The 15,578-nt window shown below is 68.0% G+C and carries 12 protein-coding genes; 4 read left to right on the top strand and 8 right to left on the bottom strand.

The window, feature by feature from the left end; genetic code table 11:
• Positions 1-78 precede the first annotated feature (78 nt).
• Complete coding sequence (locus tag CW348_RS04470) at positions 79-1,854, top strand: SpoIIE family protein phosphatase (protein ID WP_104612721.1); 1,776 nt, start codon at positions 79-81, stop codon at positions 1,852-1,854.
• On the opposite strand, the gene CW348_RS04465 is transcribed toward CW348_RS04470, so the two are convergent.
• The 5 genes from CW348_RS04465 to CW348_RS04445 form a co-directional block, all read right to left on the bottom strand.
• The gene (locus tag CW348_RS04465; RefSeq protein WP_011292179.1) at positions 1,855-4,065 is read right to left on the bottom strand and encodes an ATP-dependent RecD-like DNA helicase; all 2,211 of its coding nucleotides are present in this window, start codon (positions 4,063-4,065) and stop codon (positions 1,855-1,857) included.
• A gap of 275 nt (positions 4,066-4,340) precedes the next feature.
• Positions 4,341-4,694, bottom strand: coding sequence for a hypothetical protein (locus CW348_RS04460; RefSeq protein ID WP_011292180.1), 354 nt, complete (start codon positions 4,692-4,694; stop codon positions 4,341-4,343).
• Positions 4,695-4,727: 33 nt separating this feature from the next.
• On the bottom strand, positions 4,728-5,939 hold the full coding sequence (locus CW348_RS04455; RefSeq protein ID WP_011292181.1) for a zinc-dependent alcohol dehydrogenase: 1,212 nt from the start codon (positions 5,937-5,939) through the stop codon (positions 4,728-4,730).
• Positions 5,940-6,344: 405 nt separating this feature from the next.
• The gene (locus tag CW348_RS04450; RefSeq protein ID WP_287462895.1) at positions 6,345-8,114 is read right to left on the bottom strand and encodes a serine/threonine-protein kinase; all 1,770 of its coding nucleotides are present in this window, start codon (positions 8,112-8,114) and stop codon (positions 6,345-6,347) included.
• 112 nt (positions 8,115-8,226) lie between these two features.
• Complete coding sequence (locus CW348_RS04445; protein WP_049754951.1) at positions 8,227-8,613, bottom strand: Rv3235 family protein; 387 nt, start codon at positions 8,611-8,613, stop codon at positions 8,227-8,229.
• A gap of 198 nt (positions 8,614-8,811) precedes the next feature.
• Between CW348_RS04445 and CW348_RS04440 the strand changes: the two genes are divergently transcribed.
• The 3 genes from CW348_RS04440 (at position 8,812) to CW348_RS04430 (ending at position 12,113) form a co-directional block, all read left to right on the top strand.
• Positions 8,812-9,603, top strand: coding sequence for a glycerophosphodiester phosphodiesterase (locus CW348_RS04440; protein WP_011292183.1), 792 nt, complete (start codon positions 8,812-8,814; stop codon positions 9,601-9,603).
• A 62-nt stretch (positions 9,604-9,665) separates the two neighbouring features.
• Complete coding sequence (locus CW348_RS04435; protein WP_011292184.1) at positions 9,666-11,048, top strand: MFS transporter; 1,383 nt, start codon at positions 9,666-9,668, stop codon at positions 11,046-11,048.
• A 675-nt stretch (positions 11,049-11,723) separates the two neighbouring features.
• Entirely contained in the window at positions 11,724-12,113 is a 390-nt protein-coding gene (locus CW348_RS04430) for an RNA polymerase-binding protein RbpA (RefSeq protein ID WP_011292185.1), read from the top strand.
• A 59-nt stretch (positions 12,114-12,172) separates the two neighbouring features.
• Here CW348_RS04430 and CW348_RS04425 read toward each other — a convergent pair whose 3' ends face one another.
• From CW348_RS04425 to lnt, 3 genes are all read right to left on the bottom strand, one after another.
• Positions 12,173-12,952 carry an HAD-IIA family hydrolase gene (locus tag CW348_RS04425; RefSeq protein WP_038043809.1) on the bottom strand — a complete coding sequence of 260 codons (780 nt, stop codon included), beginning with the start codon at positions 12,950-12,952 and terminating at the stop codon, positions 12,173-12,175.
• A gap of 338 nt (positions 12,953-13,290) precedes the next feature.
• Positions 13,291-13,833 (bottom strand): FxsA family protein, encoded by a 543-nt coding sequence (locus CW348_RS04420; RefSeq protein ID WP_016188816.1) that lies wholly within the window; start codon positions 13,831-13,833, stop codon positions 13,291-13,293.
• 148 nt (positions 13,834-13,981) lie between these two features.
• Entirely contained in the window at positions 13,982-15,565 is a 1,584-nt protein-coding gene (lnt, locus tag CW348_RS04415) for an apolipoprotein N-acyltransferase (protein WP_011292188.1), read from the bottom strand.
• Between the last annotated feature and the right edge of the window lie 13 nt (positions 15,566-15,578).

The following is a 15,578-nucleotide window of genomic DNA, read 5'->3' as shown; positions in this document are numbered from 1 at the left end:
TGCCGCTGTGTCGTTTCCCCGACACGCAATCCCCCACCGTCCCAGGCCTCGTTCATCGAACGCGGAGAACCCACACCCATGGATTCCAGATCCCGGAGGCACACCGCCTCCCCCACCACGTCCCGCACATTCGGAGTAGACGACCGCACCGCATCGTCTCCTGACGCTTCCCGACAATGCACCCTGCTCCGAGACCGCCTGGGGTTCCTCAACGACGCCACGATGGCGATCGGCGCCAGCCTCGACCCGGAGAAAACCGCGTGGGGTCTCGCGGACGCGCTGGTGCCGACCTTGGCGGACTTCGCCGTGGTGTACCTGGCTGACGCGCTGCGCCTGCCCCACGACCTGGACGCCAACCCGCCGGAACTGTTCTCCTCGTCGCGGCACCTGTGGCAGGCCGCGGTCACCCACGACAACCATCCGCGCTGGGAGGCCCTGACCGTTAAAGACGACACGTGGTCGCCTGAGCCCACCCACCCGGTATACCGGGCAATGGCCAGCGGAGACCCGGTCACCTTCAGCGTCGACGCGGACATTGCCGCTGTCCTCGACAGCAGCTCAAGGCACGACCTGGTGGGCTGCTCCCTGCTCGTCGTCCCGCTGAGCGTGCGCGGCCGGAAACTCGGGTCCGCCGTCGTCGCCCGGCACCCGGGCAGTCCCGGGTTCAGCGAGGTCGACATCCTCACCGTGCGCCAACTCGCCGCGCAGACCAGCCTCGGAGTCGACAACGGCTACCTGTACCGGGCCCGGTCCCGGGTCGGCGACTGGTTGCAGCGCAGCATGCTGCCGCAACTTCCGGAACGCCTGTCCAGCGTGGACATCGCCTACCGGTATGTCAGCAGCAGCCACACCGCCCAGGTCGGCGGCGACTGGTTCGATGCGATCCCGCTGCCTGGCAACCGGGTGGCGCTCGTCGTCGGCGACGTCATGGGCCACGGCGTACGGTCCGCTGCGGTCATGGGCCAGTTCCGGACCGCTATGCAGACTTTGGCAGCCATGGATCTGCCGCCCGACCACATCCTGCGCCACCTCGACGACCTTGCCCACCAGCTCGGTGACAGCTACCTTGCCACCTGCCTGTACGCGGTCTACGACCCGGTCATCCACCGCTGCACTATCGCAAGCGCCGGGCATGTGCCACCGGTCCTGCTGCGCCAGGACGGCACCACGGAGATCCTGCGGACACCCACGGGAGCACCGATCGGCCTGGGCGGGGTCGCGTTCGAATCCTTCGAGTTCACGGTGGCCGACGGGGACGTGCTCGTGCTGTGCACCGACGGGCTGGTCGAAACCCGCACCCGCGACGTGGAATCCGGGTTGGAGGTGCTCCGCTCCCACCTCACCGACCCGCAGCGGCCCGTGGAAGAACAGTGCCGCACCCTCCTGCAGGCGTTGAGCACACCCGATCAGGAAGACGACGTGGCGCTGCTGGTGGCCCGCCTGCGCGGGATTCCCAGCGGCGATTTCGCACAGTGGATGCTGCAGCCGCGGCCCACCACTCCCGGGCTTGCCCGCCGCCTGCTACGCACCACCCTCGCCGAGTGGGGGTTGGAAGAAATGACGGACCTCGTGGAATTGCTCGCCACCGAAGTCATCACCAACGCGGTCCGCTACGCGTCCCGGCCGATCGACCTGCGACTGCTGCGCACCGACATCCTGCTGTGCGAGGTCACCGACGACGACCAGCACCGCCCCGTGCTGCGCCAGGCGTCCGCCACCGACGAGAACGGGCGGGGCCTGCAACTGGTCAGCCACCTGTCCCGGCGGTGGGGTGCCAGCGCGAAAACCACCGGGAAAGTCGTCTGGTTCGAACTGGACCTGCCTGAAGGCGCCCGGCGGGGCACCGCAGACTGATCACCGCTGCAGCCGGTAGTCCAATGCGGTATGGCGGCGCCCCGAGGACGCGTTCCGGATCGCCTGGGCGATAGCACGCCGCGACCCGACCAAAACCACGAGTTTCTTCGCGCGTGTCACCGCGGTGTACAGCAGGTTGCGTTGCAGCATCATCCACGCACTTGTCGTCACTGGCACCACCACGCACGGGTATTCACTGCCCTGGGAGCGGTGCACGGTCAACGCATAAGCGTGGGTGAGCTCGTCAAGCTCCGTGAACTCGTAGCCGACCTCTTCGTTTTCGTCGGTGAGGACGGTCAGCGTCTGGTCGTCCAGGTCGATCGCGGTCACCGTGCCGAGGGTGCCGTTGAACACGCCGTTGGCGCCCTTGTCGTAATTGTTGCGGATCTGCACGACCTTGTCGCCGACCCGGAAGACCCGGCTGCCAACCCGCCGTTCCGCCACGCCTGGACGGGCCGGGGTGAGTGCTTCTTGGAGCAGCATGTTCAAGTTCCCGGCCCCGGCGGGGCCCCGGTGCATCGGGGTGAGTACTTGGATGTCGCGGCGCGGGTCCAGCCCGAACCGGCGGGGGATACGGCGGGCGACCACGTCCACGGTCAGTTCCGCGGCCGCTTCGGTGTCCTCGCAGGGGAAGAGGTAGAAGTCCGTCATGCCCTCCAACAGGAGGGGCTTGCCGGTGTTGATGCGGTGCGCGTTGGTGACCACCCCGGACTGGGCGGCCTGTCGGAACACGTGGGTGAGGCGGACACTGGGCACCGGTGAACCGTCGGCGAGCAGGTCGCGGAGCACTTGGCCTGCACCGACTGAGGGAAGCTGGTCGACGTCGCCGACAAGGAGCAGGTGGGCGCCGGGCGGCACCGCTTTGACCAGCTTGTTGGCGAGCAGCAGGTCAAGCATGGACGCTTCGTCGACGACGAGCAGGTCGCAGTCAAGCGGGTTGTCGCGGTCGTACGCGGCCTCGCCGCCGGGTTTGAGCTCCAGCAGCCGGTGCACGGTCGACGCGTCATACCCGGTCAGTTCAGTGAGCCGTTTTGCGGCGCGTCCCGTAGGCGCGGCCAGCATGATCTTGGCGCGTTTGGCTGCGGCCAGTTTGATGATGGAGGCCACGGTAAAGGACTTGCCGCACCCCGGCCCGCCGGTGAGTACGGCGACCTTGTTGGTCAGCGCGAGTTTGACGGCTTTTTCCTGGGCGGGGGCCAGCTCGGCGCCGGTCTGGCTCCGCAGCCACGCCAAGGCCCGGTCCCAGTCCACGGTGGCGAAAGACGCCAGCCGGTCGTGTTCGGTGTGCAGCAGCGCGCGCACCTGGTTGGCGAGGGCGGTCTCCGCACGGTAGAAGGGGAGCAGGTAGATAGCGGTCACTGATTCGCCGTCCCGGTCAGGGACTTTTTCGCGGACCACTCTCTCCTCAGCGACCAGCTCCGCCAGACAGTCGATGACGAGCGCCGAATCCACCTGGAGGATTTTCACGGCCTCGTTGATCAAAGTGTCCTCAGGCAGATAGCAGTGCCCGTCGTTGGTGAACTCGGAAAGGGTGAACTGGATTCCGGCTTTGACCCGCTGCGGACTGTCGTGGGGAATACCGACGGCTTGGGCGATTGAGTCCGCGGTTTTGAACCCGATCCCCCACACATCCGCGGCGAGCGAGTAAGGCTCCTCCCGCACCACGCGAATAGCGTCGTCGCCGTACTGCTTGTAAATACGCACGGCCAGGGAGGTGGACACTTTCACGGTTTGCAGGAAGACCATCACCTCTTTGATGGCTTTCTGCTCCTCCCAGGCCTCGGTGATGATTTTCGTGCGTTTCGGGCCGAGTTTCGGCACTTCCAGGAGCCGCTCCGGGGAGTTTTCGATAACGTCGAGCGCTGCCGCCCCGAAATGGTTGACGATGTGTTCTGCCAAGCGGGGGCCTATCCCTTTGACGAGCCCGGACCCCAGATAGCGGCGGATCCCCTGGACGGTGGCGGGCAGGACCGTGGTGTAGTTCTCCACCTGGAACTGCCGCCCGTACTGGGGGTGGGAGGTCCACCGGCCTTCCATGCGCAGCGATTCGCCGGGATGGGCGCCGAGCAGGGCGCCGACGACGGTGACCAGGTCACTGCCGCGTCCCGTGTCGACGCGGGCCACGGTGTAGCCGGTCTCCTCGTTGACGTATGTGATGCGTTCCAGCACTCCTTCCAGCACCGCCGGGCGGAAGGGTTCACCGGACGCCATCGAGGTACCTCCCAAGTGGTCTGAGGGGACAGCGGGGTTACCGCTGACGGTACCTGACGGCGCCGACCGGCGGCGGGGAAGTTCCGCGTCGCTTCTGGACACCCCGGTGCCGCGGTTGCCTCGCGGCATGCTGCGGCCCGCGGCCGCCAAGCCCCACTCGCGTCGCGGAACGCTTCGAGCTGGTAGGCCCGCCCTGCTGGCAGGGCGCTCCGGTGCGGGGTGGCCGTCGTGCCGCGGGCCGGTTGGGCATGCCCGGGCCCGGCACAGCCGGGCAGTCAGACCGGGCGGTCCCCTTTGGGGCGGCCCGGCTGAGCAGGGTCCCCGTGTGGTGGCGGACTACTGGGCGGGCTCTGCCCTGCTTCACTGACCGGAGACCCGCCCCGTGGTGCTGGCGGAGCCTCCGGGGTGAACGTCTGGTCCCCGGTTGAGGGCTGCGCCCCTTCTTCCAGGCTTTTGAGCCGCTGCTGCATCACTTCCAGGACCGGAACCCGCCGGGCGTGCGCCTCCTCGTAGGCGATGAGGTCCCGCAACTGTTCCTGCGACAGTGCGCGGATGCGGTGCTGCAACGTCCCCAAAGGCAGGTGCTCGTAGTCCGGGATCACCAGATCGTCACGGCGGAGTTGTGGCATGGGATCTCCTCGTCGTCGGTGTGGCCCGGCAGGTCACACAGTGGTGAGCGCCACCTTGGTCCAGCCCGGTTTGTGCTGGCCGAAAGCTTCATAGGCGCGCAGCACGTCCCCGGTGATCGGTTCTTCCTGGGTGAGCACCGACGTGATGTCGAGCTGCTGGGAGGTGATCATGTCCAGCAGTTTCGGGATGTACTTGCGGTGGTGGCAGCTTCCCGCGTTCAGCGTCAAGTTCTTGTTCATGGCCAAGCCGATCGGGAAGATGCGGGCGTTCAACGGGTAGTTTCCGATGATCGCCAGCGTGCCGGCTTTAGCGACCGCTTCCACGGCCCACTGCAGCACTTGGGCCCGCTCGTCGCTGAGGATTTGTGCGGTCTCCCCGGGGCGGGCGCTCGGCACTGTGGCGGCGTGCTCCTTCTCCAAGCGGTGCACGTCGTCTTCCGCGGCCACCGCGGGGCCGCTCTCCGGACGCTGCGCGTCTACTCCGACCGCGTCAATGACCCGGTCCGGGCCGATTCCGCCGGTCAGTTCCACCAGGGCGGCCACGGGGTCTTCCACGTTGTAGTTGATCACTTCGGCGTGCAGGCCGCGTGCCTGTTCGAGGCGGCTCTCCACCCCGTCGACGGCCAGGACCCGGCCTGCGCCTTGCTGCCAAGCGCTGAGGATGGTGAAAAGTCCCACGGGGCCGCAGCCGAACACCGCCACCGTATCGCCGGGGGTGACTTCGGCGAGCCGGGCACCGAACCATCCGGTGGGGAACATGTCGGCCAGCAGAATGCCTTCCTCGTCACTGACCCGCTCCGGCAAACCGATCAAGCCCACGTTGGCGTAGGGCACGCGGACGCGTTCCGCCTGGGTGCCGTGGAAGGCGCCGTTGGCTTCCGGTCCGCCGAGGAACGCGGTCCCGGACCGACGCCCGGCAGGGTTGGCGTTGTCGCATTGGGAGAAGTAGCCGGCACGGCAGTAGCTGCACGCGCCGCAGCCGATCGTCGGGGAAATCACGACGCGGTCCCCGGGGCGGAAGTTACGCACCCCGGGGCCGACTTCGGTAACAACCCCCACCCCTTCATGGCCCATGATGGTGCCCGGCCGCATGCCCGGGATAGTGCCGCGCAGCAGGTGTAGGTCGGTGCCGCAGATTGCGCTGGTGGTGAGCTGAACGATCGCGTCCTGGGGATCTTGAATGGTCGGTTCGTCGACGTCCTCGACCCGGATGTCCCCTACTCCGTGCCATACCACGGCTCTCATGTCGTCTCCTCCTCGCATCAGTGCGGACCCCCGCGACGGCACAGCCCAGCGGCCGTGTGCGGTGTGCCGCCGCTGTCTCGCAGCTCCCCGGACGCGTGTGACATCTATCCAGGGGCACCGCTCTCAACCCCCGATTTGCGAGAAACCAGGGGCGACGCTGCGGCAGCCGGGGCATCCCCGGCAGCAGGCGGGAGGAAGAACACCCGCGGGATAGGCAGGCCGTTGACCTGCGAGGGCCGTGGACGCGATCGGGTTGCGCTAGGCAGCTGGGCTGTGAGGAGGACACTCGCGAGCCGGGATCCGCTACGGCGTCCGAGAAACGCGAGGTGAGAGCGGTCATCCTTTGCCGGATGCGCTCTGGCCGCCCCGGAGTGTGGAAGACCGTCTACCGATGCGCGGCCCCGTCTAGCCGAAGAACCCGAAGTACCACAGTGCGCAGTTCGTGCCCACAGCGGCGGCCAGGGCGAGCATCACCCCGGTCACCGACCCGGAGCGCAGGCAGCGGACCAGGTACTCCAGCGACACCACGTTGTTGAGCAGGAAGTACCCCAGGTAGAGCGCTTGGAAGAAACCGTCGATGGTGAGCAGTCCAGGGTAGTACCAGCCGTCACCGGTGTACAGCTCGGTGGTGGCGAACCACTCCCAGGCGATTGATGCGCCCCAGCCGAGGGGAATCTGGATGATCGGGATGATCAGCAGGGGGAGCAGTTTCACGAAGCTCCACAGGCTCGGCTGCTCGGCGTAGCGGGCGCGTTCGGCGCGCCGCCGGGCTCGGGCGAGCTCCTCCTCGTAGCGGCGCCGCTCTTCGTAGCGCTGCCGTTCTATTTCTTGGGCGCGGCGGCGCTGCTCTTCATAGCGTTGCCGTTCCCGTTCCTCGGCGCGGCGGCGCAACTCCTCCTGTTCCCGGCGTCGCCGTTCTGCTGCGGGCGAGTCCCGGTACAGGTCGGCGTAGGCGGCGTCGCGGGACGGCGGGGTGGGCGGGGTCGCAGGCGGCATTGCCGCGGTCGGCGGGGTCTGCCCGCCCGTGTTCTGTCCGTACACCGCGGTCGGCGGAGTCTGTCCCCCGGTGTTCTGCCCGTACACCGCCGTAGGCGGAGTCCCGCCTCCCGGCCCGGTTCCCGTGTTGAGCACCGACGTCGGCTGGTGGGGGTCGGCCCCCGGGGGAGTAGCGATCGCCCGCGTCGCCTGGTGATCCCCCTGCACTTCGGTAGCGGCATACCCCCCGCTCTGCGTCCCCAGCACGGCGGTCGCATCCCCCTCAGTGGCGGGTGCCCCGTTGAGCGCCGCGTTCATCCGGGCAACCTGGTCCTGGATGCCGCGCATGAAGACCGGAGGCAGCCACGACGAACCGACCGGCACGTCGCCGAGCGCGTCCAGCACGTCCCCCGGGCTGGGGCGATTCCGCTCGTCCTTGGCCAGACAGGCTGCAACCAGGCCGCGCAGGCTCTCCGGCACCCCCGACAGGTCCGGTTCGTGCTGCAAAACCCGCATCACCATGGTGGGCATCGCGCCCTCACCGAACGGGCCCACGCCGCTAGCCGCGTACACCAGTACCGCGCCGTAGGCGAACATGTCGCTCTTCGGGGTGAGCGGAGCGCCCTGGACCTGCTCGGGCGACATGAACCCGGGGGTTCCGATGATCGACTGGGTGGCAGCAGTGCCTTCAGTGGCCCGAGCGATACCGAAGTCGATCACCCGCGGCCCGTCCTCCGCCAACAGCACGTTGCCGGGTTTCAGGTCGCGGTGGATCAGTCCGACACGGTGGATCTCGGTGAGCGCTTCGGCCAAGCCGGCCGCCAGCACGCGCAAGCTCGGCTCCGGCAGCGGGCCGTGCTCCCGCACTGCCCGGTCCAACGGCAGCGACGGGACATAGGCGGTGACCAGCCAGGGCACCTCACCGTCAGGATCGGCGTCGATCACCGGGGCGGTGAACGCTCCGCTGACCCGGCGCGCAGCCGTGACCTCGCGAGCGAACCGCTCCCGGAACGACTGGTCGGCGGCCATATGCGGGTGGATCCGTTTCACAGCCACCGGTCGCCCTGCCGCAGAGCGACCGAAGTACACCTGACCCATACCCCCGGCACCCAGTCGCCCGATCAGCCTGTAGCGGCCGATCCGTTCCGGGTCGCCGTTCTCCAAGGGGCCCACATTGACCTCCGCTGTGCACCATGCCATCCCGACTTCTGCGATAGTAACGAAACCGGGAGCCTGCTCTGGGCGAGCCGAACGCGGCCCTCCCCGGCACCTGCCGGGCTGTTCCGCGTCCGGCTCGGTTCTCCTCGCGGTCTTACCGACTCGCGGTCTCAATATCGGTACACAGCCAACGGTAGTCGGCGTGGATCACCCGAAGCGCCAGCGCGTGGCGCCGCTCCCCGTAACGGACAACCCCGTTGATCTCGGTGACTCCCGGCTCGTAGGCCTCCATCCACACGTGGCGCAGCCGTGGCCGCTGCCGCATCGCGAAACAGCCGGCTTGCCCCTGCAAGCTCCGGTAGGCGTCCTCGGAAAGCCCCCACCGCAAGTGGTCAGGGTTGCGGTGGCCGGCGAGCACTTCGGCAACGAGCTGGGTGAAGTGCGGCCAGTCTTCCTCTGGCCGGATCCGGCGGCGGGCCGGGCACGGGGGGATGCGTCGAGTGTGGCGCACATAACGGTGGGCGTCCGCAGCGGTCGTCATAGCGCCTCCTTCGGAACGGCTGGATTTCCGGAATCCGTCACCCGTTCCAGAGTCGCTCCGCGGCCTTCTCGACCATCAGATCCGAGTTTTCCCGCGCACCTTTCCTGTTGGTCCGCATATCGACCAGTGCTTCACGATCTGCTGTTTTCTGTACCCCTCCTGTTATCCGGTGCTCGCCATACTGGTCGCGTGAGTGATGTGTACCTCGCCAGTCCCGTCCCCATCGGCCTCGCCCACCGGGGCGGCTGGCTTATTGATCAGCGCGGGCAGGTCCGTACCGATCTGGAGAACACCGCGGCCGCGTTCGAACACGCGGTGCGCTTGGGATACCGCTATCTGGAAACCGATGTGCGGGCGACTGCTGACGGGGTCCTCGTGGCTTTCCACGACCCCGTGCTGGACCGGGTCACGGATCGTTCCGGCGCGATCGCCACACTGCCCTACGCTGAAGTAGCCCGGGCGCGGGTCGGCGGCAGCGAACCGATCCCGCTGCTGGAAGACCTGCTGGGCTCACTGCCTGATGCCCGGTTCAACATCGACGTCAAAGCCGACTCGGCCGTCGAACCGCTGCGCCAGGCCCTGCGCCGCACCAACGCCTGGCACCGGGTGTGCGTGGGCTCCTTCAGCCAGGCGCGGCTCGAACGGGTGCGCCGCACCTTCGACCGGCGGGTAGCCCTGTCCAGCGGTCCGGTGGACGTGCTGCGGCTGCGGGCCGCCTCCCTCCTGCCGCTGCTGCTGCCGCTGGCCCGCCGCGACGTTTCCTGCGTGCAGATCCCCGTGCACTACCAGGGGTTTCCTCTGGTCACCCGGGACCTGGTCGCAGCCGCACACCGTCTCGGCATCCACGTCCACGTGTGGACCATCAACGATCCTTTTCTGATGGAACGCCTCCTGGACGCGGGAGTGGATGGCATTATCACTGACAACGTCACCGCCCTGCGGCGCATCCTCGTCGACCGCGGGCTGTGGCCCGCGACATCCACTTCCTGACTTCGGCGGCCTGGTGGCCGCTGGTGTTGTGACCCCATCCCCCACACGAGAGAAGCATCGCCGTGTCTACTTCCCTCCCGGCGTCCGCGCCCACCCCTTCCAGTTCCGACGCTGAAGCCAGGCTGCTCCGTAAAGAACGGCGGGCCTGGTACATGTACGACTGGGCGCAGTCGGTGTTCAACACCACTGTGATCACGGTCTTCCTCGGCCCTTACCTGACTGCGCTCGCCTCCGGGGCTGCCGGTCCTGACGGCAAGATCAGCGTGTTCGGCTGGATGATCACGCCCGCTTCCCTCTACCCCTATGCCACGTCCCTGTCCGTGCTGATCCAACTGGTGCTGCTGCCCGTGCTCGGCGCGGTGGTCGACACCAGCGGACGCAAACGGGAACTGCTGGGTGTGACCGCCTACCTCGGTGCGTTCGCCACCATGGGCCTGTACTTCGCGGCGGACGACCGCTACCTGCTCGGTGCAGCCCTGTTCGTCGTGGCCAATGTCGCGTTCGGGGCTTCTATCGTGGTCGCCAACTCGTTCCTGCCCGACATCGCCTCGGAAGAGGAGCGCGACACTGTCTCCTCCCGAGGCTGGGCGATGGGCTACCTGGGCGGGGCCCTGCTGCTCACCCTGAACCTGGCCCTCTTCCTCAGCCATGAGAGCTTCGGCTTGGAAGAAGGCCACGCGGTGCGGATCTGCATGATGTCGGCGGGCGTATGGTGGGCGATCTTCACCATCATTCCGGTGGCACGGCTCCGCAACCGGCGCGCCGGGTCGCTGGAGGTCCCGGCACAGCGGATCGCTGTGGGCCGCAGCTTCGCGCAACTGTGGCACACCATCACCAGTCTGCGCGCCTACCCCCGCACCCTGCTGTTCCTGGTCGCCTACATCATGTTCAACGACGGGATCCAGACCGTCATCGCCTTCTCGGCGACCTTCGCCGACCAGGCGTTGAAACTGGACCAGAGCGTGCAGATCGGCACCATTCTCATGGTGCAGTTCGTCGCATTCGGCGGAGCGCTGCTGCTCGGCGCGATCGCCCGACGGGTCGGCACGAAGAAGACCATCCTGGGCAGCCTCGTGGTGTGGACCGCGGTGGTCGCGGTGGCTCCCCTGCTGCAGGAAGGCGCGGCCGTGCAGTTCTTCGCGCTGGGCTTCTTCATTGCGATCGTGCTGGGCGGCACCCAGGCGCTGTCGCGGTCCCTGTTCTCCCTGCTCATTCCCAAGGGCAAGGAGGCGGAGTACTTCGGCCTCTATGAGATCAGCGACAAAGGCTCGGCGTTCCTGGGGGCGCTCGTGCTCGGTGTGGTGTTGGACACCACGGGAGGCGACTACCGGCTGGCGATCCTGTCGCTCATCGTGTTCTTCGCGCTCGGTTTCGTGCTGCTGCTGGCCGTCAACCTTCCCCAGGCGATCCGTGCCGTGGGGAACCGGGTCCCCGAAAAACTCTGAGCGGGTCTCGGCTGCGCGGCGCGTCTGCCGCGCCCGGGGAGGAAGGCGGGCCGTGGGCTCGCCTTCTCCCCTCGCCGCAGTCCGGACGCTTGTCCGGGGTGCCGTGCTCCCCGGTCTGGAGGCCGGGATTCAGCCTGCGCGGTAGGCGCACCACTTGGGTCGTTTCCTGTTTCGTCCGGTCCGGTCCGCTGGAGGCGGGGGCCTTCCCCGCCCGTCCAGCGGTGAGGAGGGTATGCGCGGCGTGGCTGAGCGCCGCCGAGCACCCGGCGGGCGAACCTGGGTGGCGGGTACGGAAGATCCGCCTAACGCGGACGCAGCCGGTCCGCTTTTCAGGACACCATGCTCAAGGGCTGCAATCCTGGTGTGCCTGGGCTGCACGCCCAGCAACCGGGTCCGGTCCAGCGGGCTCCCGGGTCCTGATGCTGCGTCTGCGCGTCCCGCTGCCCGGAACATCCCGCGCAAAGTTTCCCTAAAGCTCCTTTGAGCTGGGCAGATTCCGTGTCCGTGCCGCAAGGGCGGGCGTCCACAATGCGGAGGTCAGCGGTCCCGGCTGTGGGGCTGCTGTGAAGGCGGGGCATTGTCGCACGGTTGGGTACTCACCGTCCGGGGAATCTTGAGACCGACCACTGCGTTCATACCCATGAGACCGCAAGAGCGCCTGGAGGCACCCATACGATGGCCGAGCGAGCACTTCGCGGAACCCGACTTGGGGCGATTAGCTACGAAAACGACCGCAATACCGACCTGGCTCCGCGCCAGGAGGTCACCTACACCTGCCCTCGGGGCCATCGCTTCGCCGTCACTTTTGCCTCGGAAGCGGAAGTCCCGGTGACCTGGGAGTGCCGCTTCTGCGGTGAGAACGCTCTAGTGGTCAACGGCGAGAAGAAACCGGCAGAAGAGAAGAAGACCAAACCTGCACGGACCCACTGGGACATGCTGCTGGAGCGGCGCAGCCTGGAAGACCTGGAAGAGGTCTTGGCGGAGCGGCTGGAAGTACTCCGCGCTCGGCGCCGCGAAGAGCAGAAGCAGATGCGTTCTCTGTCTCAGGAGCGGCGAAGCGCCTGAGGGCAGACGAAGGGCGGTCCAGGAGCGTCCTGGACCGCCTTTTGTCATTTCCGCGGTGCTCAGTCAGCGGAAGTCGGCGTGGTGAACGGATCGTGGCTGCGGCCCACCAGTTCGGCGATCGACCCGAAGACGGCGGTGGGGCGGTAGGGGAAGCGCTCTGCGGTGGACGCGTCGGAGATCCCCGTCAAGACGAGGATGGTCTTCATTCCTGCTTCCAGTCCGGAGCGCACGTCGGTGTCCATTCGGTCACCGATCATCACCGTGTTCTCCGAGTGCGCTCCCAGGGTGCGCAGCGCCGAGCGCATCATCAGCGGGTTGGGCTTGCCCACGTAGTAGGGCGAGCGCCCGGTGGCCTTCTCGATGAGTGCGGCCACTGCCCCGGTCGCCGGAAGCGACCCTTCACGGCTGGGACCCTTCTCGTCCGGGTTGGTGGCGATGAACCGGGCACCGTTCTCCACCAGCCGGATGGCGCGGGTGATCGCTTCGAAGCTGTAGGTGCGGGTCTCCCCCAGCACCACGTAGTCGGGGTCGCTGTCGGTGAGGACGTATCCGGCGTTGTGCAACGCGGTGGTCAGTCCTGACTCCCCGATCACGTACGCGGAGCCGCCGGGCCGCTGCTCCTGCAGGAAGCGGGCCGTGGCCAGCGCCGAGGTCCAGATGGACTCCTCGGGGATGTCCAGTCCGCTGCGCAGCAGCCGCGCCCGCAAATCCCGAGGAGTGTAGATGGAATTGTTGGTCAACACCATGAAGCGGGTGCCGTTGGCGCGCAGTTCCGCGACGAACTGGTCAGCCCCGGGGACAAGGTGCTCTTCCCGGACGAGCACCCCGTCCATGTCCATCAGATAGTTGTAACCGGATTCTTGCATCACGTACCGATTGTCCCATTGGTGGCCTGTACGGTGGGCCGCGCGACGCGGTGGCGGCGTCCGGTGAACCGTGGCTGGTGCCGTTTGCAGCAGGCCGGTTCCCTCTCTGGTGGCCCCGCTCCAGGTGTCCCGGCGCCGGACCGGTATCGCGGATCGTGTCCAAGAGGTCACGAGGGCGGCCCGCGACCGGAGTCTATGCGTCTTTGGCGGGGGGAGACAGGGGATCGCGGCAGGGTTTCGCCGTCTCGGCTTCCCGGGGTCCGGCAGAGTGCGACGGCGGCCCGCGGCCCTGGACGGGCGGAAGCGGGGGCTTAGCGGAGGGCGGGCGGGGCGCTGTCCCCCGGGCTGTTCCCCGGGTCGGGTTCGTCGTAGATGATGCGGCCCTGAATGATGCGGCCGGCACCGGGCCGCGGGTCACCGCCCGCGGGGGATGCGCCGGAGACGTAATCCTGCAAGGTGAGCAGGTCTGCTTCCATGCGGGCGCGCATCCGCTCCACGCGCCGCTGGAACCAGCGGTTGACGGCTCCGCGGAGCAGCGGGCGGGTCACGGGAAGGGCGAGGAGCGCACCCAGGATCCCGGTGAGGAACCCGGGGAGGATGAGAAGGGCGCCGCCAGCCAGCAGCATCAGAGTGTCCACCAGGTCAGCGCGGGGCGGCACCCCGGTGCGCAGCGCCTGCTGGGCGTCGAGGTAGGCGCCGCGTCCGGCTCGGCGCACCACCAGCACGCCGGTGAGACTCAACGCGCCCAGTGCCACGATCGTCCAGGCCACGCCGATCTGGCCGGCTACGAGGACGATCAGCCCGATCTCCACCAACGGCAGCGCCATGAGCGCGAGCACGGTCAACAGCGGCATAGTGCCCCATTCCACGCCGGATACCACTCTCTTCTTTTCAACGCGGCATTCCCGCGATGCGTTCCCCCTGCGGGGAATCCGCGCGGGAAGAACCCGCGCGGCAGGGCGGTCGGGCGGGACGCAGCAGGCCACCGTCCCGGCCTCCAGATCAGCCGGTGGGGGACGGTTCGGTCTTCTGCTGGTCCAGCTGCCCGGTCCGCAGCGCACTCCCCGCTGTGCGGCGGGCCCGGACGAGGGCAGCGACGACCGCACCCAGCCCGGCGAGGGTCAGCGCAAGCTCGGGAAGCGCGCCGAGCCGGGTTGCCGGGGTCAGTCCGCGCATCGCGGGAATCTCCGCGACGTGGACGGCGGGTTCCGCTTCGGGTGAGCGGTAGAGCACCTGTCCGCGGGCGTCGACCACGGCGCTGATCCCGCTCGTGGCGGCGATGACAGCGGGCCTGCCGTGCTCGACCGCACGCAGCCGGGTAATGGCCAGCTGCTGGTCGGACTGCCCGGTGAAGTTGTAGTTCGCGTTGTTGGTGGGCTCCACGATGATCTGCCCGCCTTCCGCGACGGCTTCGCGCACTGGGCGGTCGAAAGCGATATCGAAGCAGATGGCTACCGCGACCGTGGTGCCGTTCAGTTCCACCGCCCCCGGCTCGGTGCCGGGGACGGCGTCGCTGCTCACCTGTTCCAGGCGGGAGATGACGGTGGCGAACACGTCGCGGAAGGGCACATACTCCCCGAAAGGCACCAGGTAGCGCTTGGTGTAGTGGTCGCCGGGTCCGGTGTGCGGGTGCCACACCACGCTGCGGATCTCGCGTTCGGTGCCGTCGGGGCTGTAGCGGGTGATGCCGAACAGCAGCGGCGCCCCGATGTCCGCGGCGGCCTCGGAGATGAGGGAGGCGGCGTACGGGTCGGCGTAGGCGTCGATGTCGCTGGCGTTTTCCGGGAGGATGACCATCTCGGGCTGGGGCACTTCGCCTTCGCGGACCAGCCGTGCCAGTTCATGCACGCCGTCCACGTGGTTGCGCAGCACCTGCATCCGTTCGCCGAGGATGTTCATCTCGCCCACGTTGGGCACGTTGCCTTGGACGAGGGCGACGGTCACGGTGCGCTCCTCGTCCAGAGCGGTGGCGTGCAGGGCCAGGGTGCCTCCCAGAGGGAGGAGCACGATCGCGGTGAGTCCGCCGGTGAGGGCGAGCAGCGGTTGGCGTGCTCCCGGTTGGCAGTAGACCCCTTTCAAGGCGCGGGCTGCCGCGACGAGTGCCGCACCGGTCAGCGCGACCATGAAGGTGACCAGTGCGGAGGAGCCGAGGGCGGCATAGCCCGCGAACGGGCTGTCTGGCTGGCTGAACGCCAGCTTGCCCCAGGGGAAGCCGCCGAGCGGGAAGCGTGCGCGGACGAACTCCTGGACCACCCACAGTGCCGCGGTCCACAGCGGCCAGCCGGGCAGCCGCGCCACCAAGGCGATCCCCATCGCCATGGGGATGAAGTAGACGGTTTCCGCGGCGGCGATGACCAGCCAGACGTCGATGCCGAAGACTTTCTGCCAGTGGACGAGCGGGACCATGAGGGAGGCCCCGGACAGCGCGCCCAGCCAGGCAGCCCGCCGGAGGTCCACCCCGTAGACCGCGGCTAGCAGCAGTGCCGGGCTGAGAACCGCGAGAGGCCACAGGCCGTACGGTTCTAGGGCGGCCAGCTGGGCCAGCCCGGACAGTGCAGCAGCCAGTGCGCGAAGAAGCAGGGTCACGCGCCAAGCCTAC

Origin of the sequence: Thermobifida sp., assembly GCF_017577275.1 — a bacterium.
Classification (GTDB): Bacteria; Actinomycetota; Actinomycetes; order Streptosporangiales; family Streptosporangiaceae; genus Thermobifida; species Thermobifida fusca.
Note: the sequence above shows the minus strand (reverse complement) of the source record. Positions and strands in the feature narration are given on the sequence as shown.